This window comes from Alkalibacterium putridalgicola, from assembly GCF_900109825.1.
Lineage (GTDB): Bacteria > Bacillota > Bacilli > Lactobacillales > Carnobacteriaceae_A > Alkalibacterium > Alkalibacterium putridalgicola.
Map to the genome: position 1 here is coordinate 1 of NZ_FOBL01000045.1, position 18003 is coordinate 18003.

Sequence of the window (18003 nt, forward strand, 5' to 3'; positions counted from 1 at the left end):
AATTTAAAATACCGATATGGGAATCGAAAGTTCTGGTGTCGGGGCTACTTTGTCGACACAGTCGGTCGAAATAGGAAACAGATCGAAGAGTATATTAGGAATCAGCTTCGAGAAGACTATATGAGCGATCAGCTAACATTATTCGAAGAATATGATCCGTTCACCGGACATAAAAACAAGAAAAAATAGACGATTCTTTTAGAATCAGTGAGTGAATGTGGTGCATAAGGGAAACTCACTCAGTGGGCCTTTCAGGCCAAGGCCGGTAAGAGAGGCTTTCAGCCGCAGAGCAAACCACCAGTTCACACTGGTGGTTTTGATTGATGTGAGACCGAGAGAAAATGTCCCTATGTGGAATTGGAAAGTGTTCACTGATGAACCGTTTGGGACGCGAGTGAGACATTCCAAGGGAGAAAGTGTTCACTCGCGTCCGTGAGATTAAATGAGTACGACATCTTGGCAGGAAAGTGTTCACTGATGAACCGTTTGGAACGCGAGTGAGACATTCCAGGGGAGAAAGTGTCCACTCGCGTCCGTGAGATTAGGTGAGTACGACATCTCGGCAGGAAAAATGTTCACTGAGGAACCGTTTGGGTCGCGAGTGAGACATTCCAAGGATAAAAGTGTTCACTTGTGAATCTTAGAAATCATGAGTGAACACTTTCCTGTATAAAAATGATGAACAGGTGTTTTTCGTTAAGATAATCGGGATGTGAAAAGAACATAAATACTTGATGAAGATTCTGTCCAGACTGCTCCAGGTTCATACGGTAACGAAGGGAATCAAAAAAAGGCTGAACAGAAAAATCTATTCAGCCTTTTTTATTTGATACCACTCAAGCCCCGGCTAACTTTTTTAGTTTTTTGAGATCGTCATTATCTCCGAGGGCGATAAGTGTCTGGCCGGGTTTCAGTAGATGATCTTTTGTCGGATTAAAGACGATGCCATCATCCTCTTTTTCCTTAATGGCAATAATGATCAAATCAGTCTGTTCCGGAATATTAGCCTGCATCAGTGTTTTGTTACTGATTGCTGAAGAAGGTTGGATCACCACTTCATTTAAGTTCAGATCGATCTTTCCTGAATGAGTGATCGTGTCTAAGAATGCAATAACTGATGGCTTCAGCAGCATGGAAGCCATACGGTGTCCGCCGATTTCATTCGGAGAGACCGTTTTGTCTGCTCCGGCTCGAATCAGTTTTTCATGCGAATTATGAGTGATAGCACGGGCAACAATAAGCAAATCAGGTTTTAGCTGGCGTGCCGTAAGTACGGTGTAAAGATTGTTTGCATCACTATTCAGTGCGGCTATCAACCCTTTGGCACGATGGATCCCAGCTTTTTCAAGGACCTCATCTTGAGTCGCATCCCCTTGAAAGGCTATGACATTATCATATTCTTTAATGGCTTCTAACTTGTCTTCCTCAAATTCGATAACTACAAACTCTACATTTTCCCGCTCTAGAGATTGTATAATGTGCTGACCTGTTTCGCCAGCACCACATACGATGATATGATCGTTTAAATCGGCAAGCCGATCTTTCATTTTTTGTTCCCTCCAAACTTCCTGCAGCGTACCTCCAAAGAAAAAACTGATCAGCTGTGAACCGGTATACCCAAGGGTCCCCAAACTGAAGAAAATCAGGATAATGGTAAAGAGCTGAGCAGGTACAGTCAATGGTACAACTTCCTGGAAACCAACTGTGGATATAGTTATCACTGTCATATAGAAGGCATCCATTAAACTGATATCAAGCAACAGATAATATCCACCAATGCCTATCAGAATAATCGCCACCAGCAAATATAATATATATAAGGTTCGTTTATGCTGCTGCATGTATTCAACTCCTTGAAAGATAAGCGAAATCTAACTCTACTCTATTATTTTATCACTTAAAGCTGGAAAGATATAGAGGATTCGCTTATGAAGTCATGAATATGGATAAAAAGGGGGCGGTTTAACTTCACTAAAAAAAACGTACTGAAAAAGTGACGAAAACAAAAAAGAAGAGACCGGCAATACCTGTCTCTTCTTTCTTGTTCTTCTTTTCTTATCCTTTATAGGCGTCTCGGTAAACTTGAGCAAGTTCTGTGACTAAAGGTAATTTAGGGTTAGCTGTTGTACATTGATCTTCGAATGCACGGTCAGCCATAGCGTCGACAACTTTCTCAAAGTCTTTTTTATCTACGCCGTTTTCTTTGATACTCATTGGAATATTCAGTTCTTTGGCTAGATCATAGATTGCTTTGATCAGACTTTCTACGCCTTCTTCGGTTGTGCTGGCAGGCAGGCCCAATGCTTTAGCGATTTCTGCATAACGTTCATCCGCAATGAAGTGTTCATATTTAGGAAACGCGACGAATTTTGTCGGTTTCTTCGCATTGTAGCGGATGACATGCGGCATCAGGATGGCATTTGAACGGCCGTGAGCGATATGGAACTGTGCTCCCAGTTTGTGAGCCAGACTGTGGTTGATTCCTAAGAATGCATTGGCGAAAGCCATACCTGCAATAGTTGAGGCATTATGCATTTTTTCTCGTGCTGTTTCATCAGCGCCATTCTTGTAGGCGGTAGGCAGGTGCTTGAAGACTAACTGGATCGCTTTAATGGCCAATCCATCTGTATAGTCGTTAGCCATATTGGAAACATAAGCTTCGATCGCATGAGTCAGTACATCCATCCCGGTGTCAGCTGTCACGACAGGAGGGACGGTCATAACAAATTGTGGATCGATGATCGCAACGTCCGGAGTCAGCTCATAATCAGCCAGTGGATATTTGGTCGATGTTTCTTTATCAGTGATGACTGAGAATGATGTAACTTCTGAACCCGTTCCTGATGTTGTCGGGATGGCTACAAATTGAGATTTCCCGCCCAGTTTAGGGAACTTGTAAACACGTTTTCTGATATCCAGGAATTTTTGTTTGATGCCGTTGAAATCTGTATCCGGCTGTTCATAGAATAACCACATACCTTTAGCAGCATCCATAGGTGATCCACCGCCTAAAGCAATAATGACGTCAGGCTGGAAAGCAGCCATGGCTTCTGCACCTCTCATCACGGTTTCCTTTGAAGGATCCGCTTCGACGTCAGAAAAGATCTCACAGTGGACATAATCCGGACGGTTTCTCAAGTGATAGAGGACACGATCGACATAGCCGAGCTCGACCATCATCGGGTCAGTCACAATAAAGGCCTTCTTGATGTCCGGCATTTTAGCAAGGTATTGAACAGAGTTACGTTCGAAGTAGACTTTTGGTGGAATCTTGAACCACTGCATATTATTTGTACGTTTGGCACGTTTCTTGACATTGATCAGATGCATAGTACCGACATTTGTTGACACAGAATTCCCTCCGTATGAACCACATCCAAGAGTAAGAGAAGGGATGTAGGCGTTATAGATATCTCCGATGGCGCCTTGACTTGAAGGTGCATTGACGATGAGACGGCCGGCTTTCATGCGGCGGTCAAATGCCTGAATGACGTCATCGTTGTGAGAGTGGATGACAGCTGAATGTCCCAATCCACCGTAAGCCAGCATTTCTTCGGCCCGTTTGATGCCTTCTTCAGAACTGTTTACTTTATAGGCTGCAAGTACCGGGCTCAGTTTTTCTCTTGATAGTGGATATTTTTTACCCACACCAGCGTATTCCGCAATGAGGATCTTCGTATCCTGTGGTACTTTGATACCTGCCATTTCGGCGATCTGGTAGGCTGAACGCCCGACGATAGCTGCATTCAACTGACCTTCTTCTGAGACCATCAATTGTTCGACTTTCTGTCTTTCTTCATTGTTCAGGTAGTGACAGCCGTTATGTGTCAACTCTTTTTTAACGTCAGAGTAAATTTCTTTATCCACGATGACTGCTTGTTCAGAGGCACAGATCATGCCGTTATCGAATGTTTTTGATAAGATCAGATCGTTAGTGGCACGCTTGACGTTTGCTGTTTTTTCTATATAACACGGAACGTTACCAGCACCCACACCTAGAGCGGGTTTCCCTGAACTGTAAGCAGATTTGACCATGCCAGGTCCACCGGTAGCCAGGATCGTGGCGACACCGTCATGTTTCATCAAGGCCTGTGTTGCTTCAAGTGAAGGCTTGTCGATCCACTGGATGCAGTTTTCAGGTGCACCTGCTTTGACGGCTGCTTCATATAAGGCACGGGCAGCTGCAGCACTCGATTTTTGAGCAGAAGGGTGGAAAGCAAAGATGATCGGGTTTCCTGTTTTGATCGCGATCATGGACTTGAAGATCGTCGTTGATGTCGGGTTAGTGACGGGGGTCACACCAGCGACCACTCCGATAGGTTCAGCGATCTCGACCGTTTCTTCATGTTTGTTCTCGTTGATGACACCGATCGTTTTATCTGATTTAATGCTGTGATAGACGTATTCAGAAGCAAAAAGATTTTTGATGATCTTATCTTCGTAAACGCCGCGGCCCGTTTCTTCGACTGCCATTTTAGCCAGTGTCATGTGCTGATCCAGTCCTGCCAGCGCCATCTGCTTGACGATTTCATCAACTTGTTCCTGATTTAATTCATACATTCCTTCTAATGCTTTCTGTGCTTTCGTGACTAACTGATCGATAGTCTCGTTCACATTCGTTTCTTTTTTGTTTTTTTCTAAAACCTTTACCATAATCATTTCCTCCTATAGTTAGTGAAGTATTGAGCAATACACTTTAAAAATAAAAGCCTTTCTCATATTTAATGTTGTGGGCCCTGAAAAAGACAGTATATTCTAGAAACAAAGCGATTGAACTTTTTTCACTTTTTTACCACAAACCTAGAGTACCATAGTGAATTCGCTTTCGCAAAGAGGAAAATGTGTCCATATTGTTACAGATTACACAAATCTATAAAAACGTTGATTTTAAAGTAAAACGTCATATAATGTTCATTGATTCACTTGTATATAGTGAGTTAATGTGATACTATGAACTTGTCGAAATTGATATACACACAAAGGAGAATTAATTATGGAAAAACAGCGTACCGAAGAATTTTCTCTTGAATCCATTTGGAATGGTTTCACAGGCAAGACTTGGAAAGAAGAAATCGATGTTCGTAACTTTATTCAAAGTAACTACCACCCATACGACGGCAACGAATCCTTTTTAGAAGGTCCAACTAAAGAAACAGAAAAATTGTGGGACCAGGTCATGGACCTCAACAAAAAAGAACGTGAAGCTGGCGGCGTACTGGATATGGATACCCATGTCGTTTCTACCATCACTTCTCACGGTCCTGGCTACTTGTCTAAGGACATGGAGAAAGTTGTCGGTTTCCAGACAGATGAACCCTTCAAACGTTCACTCCAGCCATTCGGCGGCATCCGCATGAGTGAAATAGCAGCTGAGTCTTATGGTTATGAAGTGGATCCTTTCCTGTCACATGTATTTAGAGACTGGAGAAAAACACATAATCAGGGCGTTTTTGATGCCTACACACCTGAAATGCGTAATGCCCGCCGTACAGGGATCATTACAGGACTTCCTGATGCTTATGGCCGTGGACGTATCATCGGGGATTACCGTCGCGTTGCCCTTTATGGTTTAGATCGTCTGATCGCTGAAAAAGAAGCAGACAAAACTAACACAGATAAAGCAATGATGAACGAAAAAATGATCAGAAAACGTGAAGAGATCAGTGATCAGCTGAAAGCTTTACATGAGCTGAAAGAACTGGGTAATATTTACGGTTTTGATCTTTCGCGTCCTGCTCAAAATGCTAAAGAAGCATTCCAGTGGTTGTACCTTGGATATCTTGCAGCGGTCAAAGAACAGAACGGTGCTGCAATGTCATTGGGACGTACATCAACATTCTTAGATATTTATATTGAAAGAGATCTTGAAAATGGAACGATGACTGAAGTGGAAGCACAGGAATTAGTGGATCACTTTGTCATGAAACTCCGTCTGGTCAAATTTGCCCGTACACCAGAATATAACGAACTGTTCTCAGGGGATCCAACTTGGGTAACCGAAGTGATCGCGGGTGTCGGTTTAGACGGCCGTCACATGGTCACTAAAAACAGCTTCCGTTTCCTGAATACTTTAACAAACTTAGGACCAGCTCCAGAACCTAACTTGACTGTTTTATGGTCAACAAAACTGCCTCAGTCATTTAAAAATTACTGCTCACGCGTTTCTATAGAAAGCAGCGCGATCCAGTATGAAAACGATGATATGATGCGTGAAGAATGGGGCGACGACTACGGAATCGCCTGCTGTGTGTCTGCGATGCCTATCGGTAAGCAAATGCAGTTCTTCGGTGCCCGTGCCAACTTGGCTAAAGCCTTATTATATGCCATCAATGGCGGTGTGGACGAGAAATCTAAAGCACAAGTCGCACCTGAATTCCGTCCGATCACTTCTGAGTATCTTGATTATGATGAAGTCACTGAAAAATATGACCAGATCCTTGACTGGTTAGCTGAAATGTATATCAACACATTGAACATCATTCACTACATGCACGACAAATACAGCTATGAAAGTCTCGAAATGGGCTTACATGATTCAGACGTTGCCCGTACGATGGCTACCGGTATTGCCGGATTCTCAGTCGCAGTGGACTCACTTTCAGCTATCAAACATGCGAAAGTCAAAGTCATCCGTGATGAAGACGGACTTGCTGTAGACTACGAAATCGAAGGCGACTATCCAAAATATGGTAACGATGATGATAGAGTCGATGACATTGCTGTTGAACTGCTGAAAAAATTCATGAACAAAGTCAGACAGTTCCCAACTTATCGTGATGCAACACACACAACATCTATCCTGACGATCACATCAAACGTTGTTTACGGTAAGAAAACAGGTAACACACCTGACGGACGTCGTGCCGGCGTGCCATTCGCACCTGGTGCCAACCCATTACACGGTAGAGATACGAACGGTGCTCTGGCAAGTTTGAACTCCGTTGCCAAATTGCCTTACAAAGAGTCACTGGACGGCATTTCAAACACCTTCTCGATCGTACCAAAAGCTTTAGGTAAAGAAGACAGCGTTCAGCAGAACAACCTGTCAACGATGCTTGACGGTTACGTGAAAACAGGTGGACACCACTTGAACGTCAATGCCTTGAACCGTGAAACACTTGAAGATGCGATGGAGCATCCTGAAGAGTATCCGCAACTGACGATCCGTGTGTCCGGATACGCTGTAAACTTCATCAAATTGACGAAAGAACAGCAAATGGACGTACTGAGACGTACATTCCACGACTCATTATAAGAAAAGCAGTTTAAACTTTATTAGGGGGAAGTAATAATGACAGATTCACAAATAGGCTATGTACATTCAACAGAAAGCTTCGGCTCTGTTGACGGACCTGGGATCCGCTTCGTAGTGTTCATGCAGGGGTGTCGTATGCGTTGTGAGTTCTGTCATAACCCTGATACCTGGAATATGGGCGGCGGCACACCTTACGCACCTCAGGAACTTCTGGATCAAGCATTGAAGTATAAGAACTACTGGGGAGAAGAAGGAGGGATCACCGTCAGTGGCGGTGAACCGCTCATCCATATCGATTTTCTGATCGAATTTTTCAAACTGGCGAAAGAAGCAGGCGTCAGCGTCTCTTTAGATACCTGCGGGCAGCCGTTCACGTATGACGAGCCTTTCTTCAGTCGATTTGAAGAATTGATGAAGTATACGGATCTTGTCCTGATGGATATCAAGCATATCGACAACGAGATCCATAAGAAATATACGATGCATTCCAATACCAGTATTTTAGACATGGCGAACTACCTGTCCAAAATAGGTAAACCCATGTGGCTGCGACACGTGCTTGTTCCTGAACGTTCAGATTTTGATGAGCACTTGGAACGCTTGAGTGAGTTTATTGAACAGCTGGACAGTGTGGAAAAAGTGGAAATACTTCCTTACCACCGTCTGGGCGTTTATAAATACGAAGAACTGGGTATCCCCTATAAACTGAAAGATATCGATCCTCCTACGGCTGAACGTGTTGAAAATGCCAACCGTATTTTGAAAACACATAAATATCAGACGCAAAATTAAGTCGAACGTGCCGGCTGTGTCCATAGTGAGTCATTCACTTGGTACAGCCGGCACGTTTTTTCATTTATTGAAATTTCATGGGTTTTACTATATTCTATAAGAAGAGAATGCAAAACAAAGGAGAATGACAGTGAGTAAAATATTGATTTTTGGACATCAAAGTCCAGATACAGACGCCATCACATCAGCAATAACTTTTTCCTATCTGCAGAATGCCTTAGGAAAAGAAACAGAAGCTGTTGCTTTAGGAAAAACAACAGCGGAAACACAGTATGCATTGGATTACTTCGAGGTTGAGACACCTCGCGTCGTGACCACAGTGGCACAGGAAACACCGGAAGTTATGCTGGTCGATCATAATGAAGCACAGCAGAGTGTTCCGGACATTGAGAAGGTTAAAGTCCTGGCTGTTGTCGATCATCACCGTATTGCCAACTTCCAGACGGCCAATCCGCTTTATTATCGAGCCGAACCGGTCGGCTGCACGAACACGATCATCCTTAAGATGTTTAAGGAAAATAACATCGACGTCCCTAAACACATTGCCGGATTGATGCTTTCAGCAATCATTTCAGATACGTTATTGTTGAAATCACCGACCTGCACACAAGAAGACGTGAAAGCAGCAGAAGAATTAGCAGAAACCGCTGGCGTGGACTTGGAAGCTTACGGTAAAGAACTGCTGAAAGCCGGTACGGATACATCAAGCAAGACTGCCGACATGATCTTGAACGATGATGCGAAGAATTTCCCAATGGGCGGTTTGACTGTACGTATTGGTCAGGTGAATGTCGTGGACGTGGATGATATCCTCAATCGTAAACAGGAACTGCTTGAAGAGATGGCTGAACAATGTACGAATAATGAGATAGATCTATTTATCCTTGTAACCACCGATGTATTGAACAGTAATTCAGTTGCTCTTGTTTATGGAGAAGAGAAAGCTCAAGTAGCGCAGGCCTTTAATAAAGAGCTGAAAGACGACACGCTTATGCTTGAAGGTGTCGTATCAAGAAAAAAACAAGTCGTACCACCGTTGACTGTAAAATTCGGTTAATTGGAGATGTAAATAAAAAATGGTCGTCCTCAAAACGAGGACGACCATTTTTTTATGCATCATACATATGAAGAGCAGGACAAGCTGGGGCAACAAACATAGCGATATATCGCTCGTCTCGTAAAGAAGCAGAGGAGATTGCCCAGCTTCGAATGAGAATGATTAGATGCAGGACACGTCAAATGTCTGTTTATTGAGGCTGGACATCTGCTGGGAAAACGAGCCGATACCGTTTTTCGTTAACCAGTCAAAGCGCAGGTCATCGTCATAAAGCGTGACTGTATCACCGATTTCAACATCTTCGTCCACTTCGATAAGGATATGACTCATCATCATGACGCGGATGGGATATTCTTTATCGTTGATTTTGACTGGAAAGTCTTTGCGTCCTTTCAGCAGGCCATTGCCGTAACCGATGTCACAGACGGCAATCGTGATGTCCTTATCTGTCTGATATTCTGCAGAATAGCCGATCGATCGGCCGGCTTTCACGGGAGTCAATTCGATGACGCTGGCCTCGATGCTCACTGCCTGTTCAGCTATAGTCGTATCCAGACCATCATAATAAGGACGCGTCCCATATAAGATCACACCGCCGCGTATATGGGTGTGATAGGGAAGCAGATCATCACGCAGATAGGAAGAGCTGTTCTGAGCGTGGATATAGGTCAGATCCGGGAGGTAAGCTTTTAATTGATCCAATATGATCAGCCAATTTTGGACTTCTTCCTCGTAACGCTCCACACCAAAATCATCGGCCGAAGCGAAATGCGTCCAGATGCCGCTGATATTCATGTCGGGATCGTCCAGGATCTGTTTCATCTGGTCACTCGACGTAAACCCCAGCCGGTTAAGGTCATTTCTGTAAACCAGCTGGATATCTATGTCTTTGAGTTCCTCTCTGTACTTATCATAGAAAGCCATAGAGGACACAGTCAAGGTCAAGTGATACTTTCTGATCTGGTCAAAATCGGCACCCGGATCGAGCAGTAGGATAAAAATATCATTATCCCATTTTCTCAACTGAATAGCTTCAGCCAGGCTGGTCGTTGCGAATGCCCGGATGCCGCCTTTGTAAAAAGCCTGATAGACTGTCTCGAGCCCATGGTTATACCCATCGTTTTTTACGATGGCAATGGTGTCGACCTGTGACTGAAAGCGATGGGCTTGCCGGGTCAGTCTTTCGGTGTTCAGTATCAAACGAGCAGTCATCCAACCAACCCTAACGTATTAGCAATAGACTGGTAATATTTCACACCGTTCAGCAAAATTTTTTCGTCAAAGTTGAATAAGGCGGTATGCAGTCCGTGAATATAGCCTTTTTCTTCATTACGGACTCCCAGGAAGGCAAAGTTCGTTTTGGCGATGGATGAATAGAACGAGAAGTCTTCCCCGAACAGATAAGGGACATTTAGAAGTTCAAGTGTCAAACCGGCCTGGTCCGCACTTGTTTTAACGGTATCCATCAGGGACTCGTCGTTATAAACAGCCGGATAACCTTTGGCAAAGTCGAGTGTGGTTTCCGTTCCAAAAAGGGCATCGGTACTGGCTACGATAGTTTCCATTTTATCCTGGATGTGTACGAGATCCTCTGGCACATAAGTACGGATCGTTCCCTGGATATGACCGTCCGTAGCCACTGTATTGATGGCTTCACCGGCATGGAGTTTACCGATATGGAGGATATTCTGGTGCAGGCCGTTTAAAAAGTACTGCTGGACCTGACCGAGCTGGTTCGCGATGTGAGTCACTGCACCGAGGGCACTGTAGCCTTTTTCTTTCTGTGCGACATGAGCGGACAACCCTTTGACGTTGATTCGGTATTCGGTGGCGCTGGCCATGAGAAAGCCCGGTTTAGTAGCCAGAGTATGTTCGGGAATATCCGGACCTAAGTGCAGGCCGTAGATCTCTTTGATCTTATAGTCTTCAAAAGGAAACGCACGGATCAGTGCATCGGCACCGGCATTGGATTCTTCAGATGGCTGAAAAATCAGCAGCATGTTTTTCTCGAGTTTTCCTTCGTCCTGTTTCTCCTTGCACCATTCGGCGAATGCCAACAGCATGGATGTGTGACCGTCATGGCCACAGGCGTGCATGGCGCTTTCGTGCTGCGATTTGAACGGGACATCTGTTTCTTCCTGGATCGGAAGAGCATCGATGTCCGCACGAAAACCGATCGTTTCTTCTGAACCGGAACGGCCTTCAAAGAAGACCACAGTTGCAGTATCCAAGGGTGTAAAATAAGGGATCGACAGGTTATCTAACGTATTTCTGATATACGCTGTCGTTTTGTATTCATGAAAAGACAGTTCGGGGATCTGGTGCAGGTTTCTTCGATGTTCTGTTAAGGTTTCGGGTAGGTGATCCATACATTCCTCCTGTAAGTGATGACTGTGTAAAGTTGCGGGTCGTAAGTAAATTATGAGTCGAGCTCTCTCAACGCGGAGATGATCGCTACTTTTTCAGAGGCCACATCGGACGTGTTTTTGATTTTCCGGGCAGGCACGCCGGCTACGACGGTATCTGCCGGGACGTCTTCCGTGACGATGGCGCCGGCAGCGACCACGGAGCCTTTTCCGACGCGGACACCTTCTAAAATAACGGCGTTCGCACCGATGAGGACGTTGTCTTCGATAATGACCGGCGTAGCGTTAGCGGGTTCGATGACACCGGACAGGACAGCTCCAGCCCCCACATGGACGTTTTTACCGGTCGTTGCGCGGCCGCCTAAAACAGCGCCCATGTCGATCATGGTCCCTTCGCCGACGACAGCCCCGATATTGATGACTGCGCCCATCATGACGACAGCATTTTTGCCGATCGTGGCGTGGTCTCTTATGAATGACCCCGGTTCGATCCGTGCATCCACTTTAGAGGTATCCAGAAGGGGGATGGCGGAATGGCGTCTGTCCTGTTCGATTTCAAGCTCGCTGATCTGTTCGCTGTTAGCTTCGTAAAACGGACTCCAGTCTTTTAGATCGGCAAAGATCGTATAGCTGCCTTCTGATCCGAACACTTTAAACGTCTTCGGGAAAGCGCCTCGTTCAAGCATTGTATTGACGTAAATCTTTAACGGTGTTGATTTTTTTGATTGACTGATATAGGCGATGATTTCTTCCGGGTTGAATGTCTGCATTTTTACACTCCTAAATTGTTATACGTATAATATCCATTTTCTTTCTTTATCAGTTGTTCGGCTACTTTCAAGGCGCCACGCGCAAAGATATCTTTCGACTGGGCAGAATGTTTCACGGAGATGACTTCATCGTGTCCGGCAAACAGGACTTCATGTTCGCCCACGATCGTTCCGCCGCGGATCGTTGAAATGCCGATATCTTTTTTATCACGTTTTTCCGTGACCTGACTGCGGTCATAGACTTCTCTGGCATCGGGACGGGCTTTGTCTTTGATGGCGTCCAGGAGCTTGATAAGTGTGCCGCTTGGGGCATCGATCTTCTGATTATGGTGTTTTTCGATCATCTCGATATCGTAGTCGTCCATCAAGGGAGCGATCGTTTCAAGGAGCTGGGTCACGATATGGACGCCGTAGCTCATGTTGGCACTGAAAAAGACCGGCGCCGTTTCCGCTTTTTTATCCATCAGGTCGAGCAGCGTCTCTTTTTCGCCCGTGGTGGCGATGACCATGGGGATATTAAGGTCAGACGTCAGGATTTTTTTCGTCACTGTCGGGTGAGAAAAGTCGATCAGACAGTCTGCTTCGGGCAAGTCTTCATTTTCAGAGTCAAAAAGCGGATAGGGACAGTCATTCTCTTCAGCGGGTGAAAGAACACCGACGATCTCGTGTCCGTTCGCTTCAGCCAGCTTGGCGACCCGTTTATTCATCGCGCCGTATCCGACAAGGAGTAGTTTCATATCAATCGTCCTTTCTTGTGTGGTCAAAGAGTTCAGTCAGGATATCCTGAGCAGACGATTCCAGTGGCACTAAAGGCAGACGCAGAGAATAGTCGCCGAACCCCAAGTGACTGGTCAATACTTTGATCGGGATCGGATTGACATCCACGCCCAAGGCATCCGCCAAGGGGAAAAGTCTGTGGCTGAGTTCAGCGGCTTTTTTCGGATATTTCTGAGCGGCTTCGTACATCTCTTGATACTCTTTTGGCAGGGCATTGGCCAGCACAGAGATCAGACCGTGTCCGCCCAGAGAATAGAAAGGCAGGGCCAGGTCATCATTGCCGCTGTAGAAGGAAAAGCTGTCGTCCACGACATACTGGAGACGATTGAGATGAGCCAGATCACCGGTCGCATCTTTCAGACCCACGATATTGGGATGCTGAGCCAGGACTTCCAGCGTTTCCGGAGCGATGGTCATGCCTGTACGGGCCGGCACATCGTATAAGATGATCGGGATGGTCACAGCTTCAGCAATCGCTGTAAAGTGAGCCAGCAGGCCTTTCTGACTGGTTTTATTGTAATAAGGCGTGATCACTAAAAGGGCATCCACACCGAGTTTTTCTGCCTCTCTGGAATGGGCGATGGCATCGGCCGTGTTGTTCGAACCTGTTCCGGCAATGACCGGGATGTCTCCGTCAGCCACATCGATCGCGATGGACAAGAGGGTGGATTTCTCTTTCTTTGTCAGTGTGGAACTTTCGCCTGTCGTACCATTGACGACGAAGGCCTGGATGCGGTTCTTTTTAAGAAACGTCAGGTGACTCTTGAAGCTGTCATAGTCGACGCTTTCATCTGTAAAGGGTGTGGTGACAGCAGCAGCTGCTCCGGTGAATAATCGTTTCATTAGCGTTCTTCCTTTCTGAGTAGGAGTTCTTCAAGAATCTGTACGGCATTCAGTGCGGCACCTTTCAAGATGTTGTCACTCACTGACCATAAATGATAGGTGTTTTTAAGACTGTTGTCTTTTCTGATCCGTCCGACAAAGACGCCTTCTTTACCGGCGGCATCCAGTGGTGTCGGATACAAGCCGTTTGACGGGTCGTCCATAAGAATGATACCAGGGAAGTCGGCCAGGACAGCTTTCAGTTCTTGAACAGTCGGTTCTGCTTCCAGCGTAACATTGATGGCCACTGCATGTGCGTGAGGGACAGGGACACGGACGCAGGTCGCTGTCACGGCAATGGATGCATCGTTCAGTATTTTCTGTGTCTCCCTGATCATTTTGTCTTCTTCTTTCGTGTAGCCATTGTCTAAAAAGACATCGATCTGGGGGATCACATTATGATAGATCGGTTTAGGATAATTCAAAGGTCCTTCCCCATGCTCACCGCGCTCCAGATCCTCGATACCCTTCCAGCCGGAACCGGAGACGGACTGATAGGTCGTGTAGGCCACACGCTTGAGGCCAAAGGCATCCGCAAGAGGCTTCAGAGGAACCACAGACTGGATGGTCGAGCAGTTTGGGTTGGCGATGATGCGACGATCGAGACTGGCTTTGTTGACATCAGGCACGACCAGATCGATCGTGGGATCCATACGCCAGGCGCTTGAATTGTCGATCACGACCGCTCCAGCTTTTTCAAACAGGGGAGCGAACCGAAGGCTGGTATCGCCTCCGGCAGACATCAGGACATAGTCATATCCGCCATCTGTTTTTTCCTCTGTCAGTTCTTCAACGACATAGGTCTTTCCTTTATAGGTCACTTCTTTGCCTGCTGAACGGGCGGAAGAAAAAAGGGTAATGGATGAATACGGGATATTCTTCAGTTCTAGCATCTCCAGCATGGTCTTACCTACAAGACCGGTGGCACCGACTACGGCAATGTTTAGCATAAAATCATCCTTTCTTTTCTGATCGACTACAAATTGAATGCCTGACACAACAGGCGGGTGGCTTTCTCGCCGTTCTTTTCATCCACCACATAAGAGACACTGATCTCAGAGGTCGTGACCTGATAAAAGGGGATGTCTGAGGCCAGCAGCGTCTTGAATATTTTCGAAGCGACACCGGTCATGTCTCGCATACCCGCCCCGATAACTGAGAGCTTGCAATAAGTTGTTTCGATTTTAACGTAAAGATTCACATAAGACTCTTTTAATGACTCGAACAAGTGATTCAGTTCGCGTTCTTCAGATTCTTTAAAGGTGAACGACAGCTGAAGACCATCCTGATTCTGGATCTGTGAAATCATATCGATATTGATCTCAGCTTCTTCCAGTTTTATGAATAAATCGGTCAGGAATGTTTTGGTTTCCAGTGGATAGGTAATGGTGACATGAGCCATTTCTTTATCTAAAGCGACCCCTGTCACAGCTTTGCGTTCGAGCATTTGATCATTCGGCACGATCCATGTTCCTTTCTCTTTCGATAGTGTTTTCCCTAAGTATATCGGAATGTTATGGTTGTTAGCTAATTCGACGCTGCGTGTTTCAAGCACACCGGCACCCAAGGCAGACATTTCCATCATTTCTTCAAATGAGATCATTTCCCACCGTTTTGCTTCAGGAAAAATACGGGGATCTGTACTGAACACGCCACTGACATCGGTGTAGATCTCGCAGGGGCAGTCTAGAGCAGAAGCGATGGCGACCGCCGTGGTATCAGAACCGCCGCGACCAAGTGTCGTCAGTTCGCCGGCTTTATTGAAGCCTTGAAAACCGGCAACGATCAGCAGGTCATGGGTCTCAAACAGTTCTTCCAAAAATTCTGTTTTAATGGAAGAGATTTTACTCTTCAAGTGTTTACCTGTCGTTTCGATCCCAGCCTGATAACCCGTCAGCGGTTTGGCCCGGACACTCAAGTCATTCAAGGCCAGTGACAGGAACGAGATCGTCTGCTGCTCGCCTGTATTTAAAAGCATGGCTAGGTCTTTGTCGTTCGGATTAGCTGTCAGGTGACGCACGGACGCCAGCAGGTCATCTGTGGTTTTCCCCATAGCTGAGACAACGACGATCAGCTGTTCATCTTGTTCGATACGTGTTTTGAGGTAGCCGGCGATTTCTTTGATTTTAAGAAAATCCGCCACGCTTGATCCTCCAAATTTTAATACACTTCGTTTCATAGCGACTCCTTTTCTATAAGTGATCGGGGAGAAAGCTTGTTATATACAAAAAAACAAGCCGGGAATGCCGACTTGTTCGCAAATAGATATCGTCACAAGCGGAAGCACTCCGTTAAGCCTATAGCTTTACGGCAGTCTGCATATTCTTCATATACAGCCCAACAGCCTGTTTTCTGTAAAAAACAGACGATTTCGGCAAATTTCCCTTTCCTCAGCTTCAGACTTACAGGTCCATTTAAAGAGAGTACTAATGATTTTTGCGCCTCATCCAGTCATTTAATTATTAACTTTATGTTTTTAAGCTTATCAAATTTTAATGTTAATGTAAACAGCTAATCATTGAAAGTATGCGTCAAGTTTTTCTCGGTAACCTTTAACTAGTAGAATTAAACAGAAAGTATGTTATATTAACTTTTTTAGGAAAATGCCCGGCCTAATTTTCCAATGAAGCTACTCACAGGGCCATAGTTGGATATCTTCCCAGTTTGAACAGTGCGTGTAGTTGAACGAGGCTTTTTCAAAGCCTGACGTACTGCTCCTTTAAGATCTTCACCTAACGGTTCAACGATAGAATCAACTTCTGTGGACAAAGCTTTTTTCAGAAGACTGTTTTGTTCTGCTGTTAGTAATGCTACGACATTAGCTACACCTGACTTTGTCCAACTACGTCCCTGCCTTTTCGTCCGGTAACTATACACACGATGTCCAGTTTCACAAACGCCTGTCCCATCGGACAGGGGGAGATCACGTTGTTTAAAGCTTTTGATGTATTCCCAATTTCTATACAAATATTTTTTCAGTTTTTCAATTTGATCTTTACGTATTGCTTTGCTTTCTTCTGGTATGTCTATCAATCTGCTTTCAGCTGTTGCACAAACGGATTCCACTAATGACCAGTCATGTTTTTTTACAGCCTTTATCATTAATCCTTCCATTTTTTTATCGAAAGATAAACGTTCTTTTAATTTTCGATAGACGTGGTAGGTATCTCTAAAATGTTCATGCCGATGACAATAGCCAACGATAGTGTCAAATTTATCTTTTTCATATCCACTTCCTCCATCACTGTTTGTGATGACAAGTGTCTCTTTCAAGTCATAGACTTGATTTAAGTAATGAGCAGCTTGCTTAAAAGCATCTTTACTAGAATCTAAACTTGAAAATGCCATTTTGTTTATAAGCGTATGTCTCTGCTTCTTTTTATCAATACCTTCATGTACGATGACGCGATGAATGGTCGGGGAGTCGCCTTGCCTTCCTTTGACAAGCAAACCATCACCTTCAATATATAATGCTTTTACCTTCTTTCGCTTAGTCTTAGGAAGATTTGATTTATAGTTATATTTAGACAGATAGTGTTGAACCTTTTCTCCAACCTCTTGCGTTACACGGTGAATGGTAGAATGGCTAGCTGTCACAGAACTACTTATCAGAAGAGACTTTTTGGCTTGTCTATAAGGCATATTAGCCCCCAATTGAGCCATAACCTTTTGAGTGTTGGGAGAGTAGCGCTTATACTTTTGTAAGCCTAAGGCTTCATCCAAAGCAATAAAAGATGGTTTCCCTTCTTTTCTTAGTCGTCTCCGATAGTAAGTGATCTTACCAAATACAAATTGAACAGTTCGAGGTTCAATATTGTCTACATGCCAGCCTTTATGTTTATACTGCTGGTAAAGTTCTTTATCTATTCTCTCTATGGCATGCTGCATTAACCATTCATTCCAACCTTGAAACCAAAGGTTTAAATTATTTTCTATATCAATAACAGATTCTTCGTTCTTCCAGAGTTCAACTATTTGTGATATTATATGATTCATAACGAGGCCTCTTTTCTACTGGTGTGGTAACTACTAGATTAAAGGTCTCGTTTCTTTTTGTCTAGAAAACGAAATGATATCACTAACCGAGAACTATTTTACACTAAC

Annotated in this window: 14 protein-coding genes and 1 riboswitch; of the genes, 4 read left to right on the forward strand and 10 right to left on the reverse strand. The window is 44.8% G+C overall.

The genetic code is table 11. From position 1 onward, the window contains the following. The coding region (locus BMX84_RS11285; RefSeq protein WP_177165559.1) for a transposase at positions 1-189 on the forward strand (189 nt) is incomplete at its 5' end. 647 nt (positions 190-836) lie between these two features. On the opposite strand, the gene BMX84_RS11290 is transcribed toward BMX84_RS11285, so the two are convergent. Then, the gene (locus BMX84_RS11290) at positions 837-1841 is read right to left on the reverse strand and encodes a potassium channel family protein (RefSeq protein ID WP_091489848.1); all 1005 of its coding nucleotides are present in this window, start codon (positions 1839-1841) and stop codon (positions 837-839) included. A 214-nt stretch (positions 1842-2055) separates the two neighbouring features. After that, positions 2056-4653 carry a bifunctional acetaldehyde-CoA/alcohol dehydrogenase gene (gene adhE, locus BMX84_RS11295; RefSeq protein WP_091489851.1) on the reverse strand — a complete coding sequence of 866 codons (2598 nt, stop codon included), beginning with the start codon at positions 4651-4653 and terminating at the stop codon, positions 2056-2058. Positions 4654-4993: 340 nt separating this feature from the next. On the opposite strand from adhE, the gene pflB reads away from it, so the two are divergent. From pflB to BMX84_RS11310, 3 genes are all read left to right on the forward strand, one after another. Next, complete coding sequence (gene pflB, locus BMX84_RS11300; RefSeq protein WP_091489853.1) at positions 4994-7255, forward strand: formate C-acetyltransferase; 2262 nt, start codon at positions 4994-4996, stop codon at positions 7253-7255. A gap of 36 nt (positions 7256-7291) precedes the next feature. Then, a complete protein-coding gene (pflA, locus tag BMX84_RS11305; RefSeq protein WP_091489856.1) occupies positions 7292-8047 on the forward strand; it encodes a pyruvate formate-lyase-activating protein in 756 nt (251 codons plus the stop codon). Positions 8048-8177: 130 nt separating this feature from the next. Next, positions 8178-9104 carry a manganese-dependent inorganic pyrophosphatase gene (locus tag BMX84_RS11310; protein ID WP_091489858.1) on the forward strand — a complete coding sequence of 309 codons (927 nt, stop codon included), beginning with the start codon at positions 8178-8180 and terminating at the stop codon, positions 9102-9104. 162 nt (positions 9105-9266) lie between these two features. Here the strand turns inward: BMX84_RS11310 and BMX84_RS11315 are convergent, their stop codons facing one another. The 8 genes from BMX84_RS11315 to BMX84_RS11350 form a co-directional block, all read right to left on the reverse strand. Next, the gene (locus BMX84_RS11315; RefSeq protein ID WP_091489861.1) at positions 9267-10316 is read right to left on the reverse strand and encodes an alanine racemase; all 1050 of its coding nucleotides are present in this window, start codon (positions 10314-10316) and stop codon (positions 9267-9269) included. Beyond that, positions 10313-11473, reverse strand: a complete 1161-nt coding sequence (locus BMX84_RS11320) for a M20 metallopeptidase family protein (RefSeq protein ID WP_091489863.1) — start codon at positions 11471-11473, stop codon at positions 10313-10315. Before BMX84_RS11320 ends, BMX84_RS11315 begins: the two co-directional genes overlap by 4 nt. Before the next feature lie 50 nt (positions 11474-11523). Next, positions 11524-12240, reverse strand: coding sequence for a 2,3,4,5-tetrahydropyridine-2,6-dicarboxylate N-acetyltransferase (dapD, locus tag BMX84_RS11325; RefSeq protein ID WP_091489866.1), 717 nt, complete (start codon positions 12238-12240; stop codon positions 11524-11526). A 2-nt stretch (positions 12241-12242) separates the two neighbouring features. Next, positions 12243-12977: a 4-hydroxy-tetrahydrodipicolinate reductase gene (gene dapB / locus BMX84_RS11330; protein ID WP_091489869.1), complete on the reverse strand. Its 735-nt coding sequence runs from the start codon at positions 12975-12977 to the stop codon at positions 12243-12245. Position 12978: 1 nt separating this feature from the next. Next, positions 12979-13860, reverse strand: coding sequence for a 4-hydroxy-tetrahydrodipicolinate synthase (gene dapA / locus BMX84_RS11335; RefSeq protein ID WP_091489871.1), 882 nt, complete (start codon positions 13858-13860; stop codon positions 12979-12981). Next, positions 13860-14849 (reverse strand): aspartate-semialdehyde dehydrogenase, encoded by a 990-nt coding sequence (locus BMX84_RS11340; protein ID WP_091489874.1) that lies wholly within the window; start codon positions 14847-14849, stop codon positions 13860-13862. Before BMX84_RS11340 ends, dapA begins: the two co-directional genes overlap by 1 nt. Before the next feature lie 26 nt (positions 14850-14875). Beyond that, positions 14876-16078: an aspartate kinase gene (locus BMX84_RS11345; RefSeq protein WP_091489877.1), complete on the reverse strand. Its 1203-nt coding sequence runs from the start codon at positions 16076-16078 to the stop codon at positions 14876-14878. Between the two features lie 94 nt (positions 16079-16172). Next, positions 16173-16354: riboswitch (Lysine riboswitch) on the reverse strand. Between the two features lie 140 nt (positions 16355-16494). Beyond that, a complete protein-coding gene (locus tag BMX84_RS11350; protein WP_091487483.1) occupies positions 16495-17895 on the reverse strand; it encodes an ISLre2 family transposase in 1401 nt (466 codons plus the stop codon). Between the last annotated feature and the right edge of the window lie 108 nt (positions 17896-18003).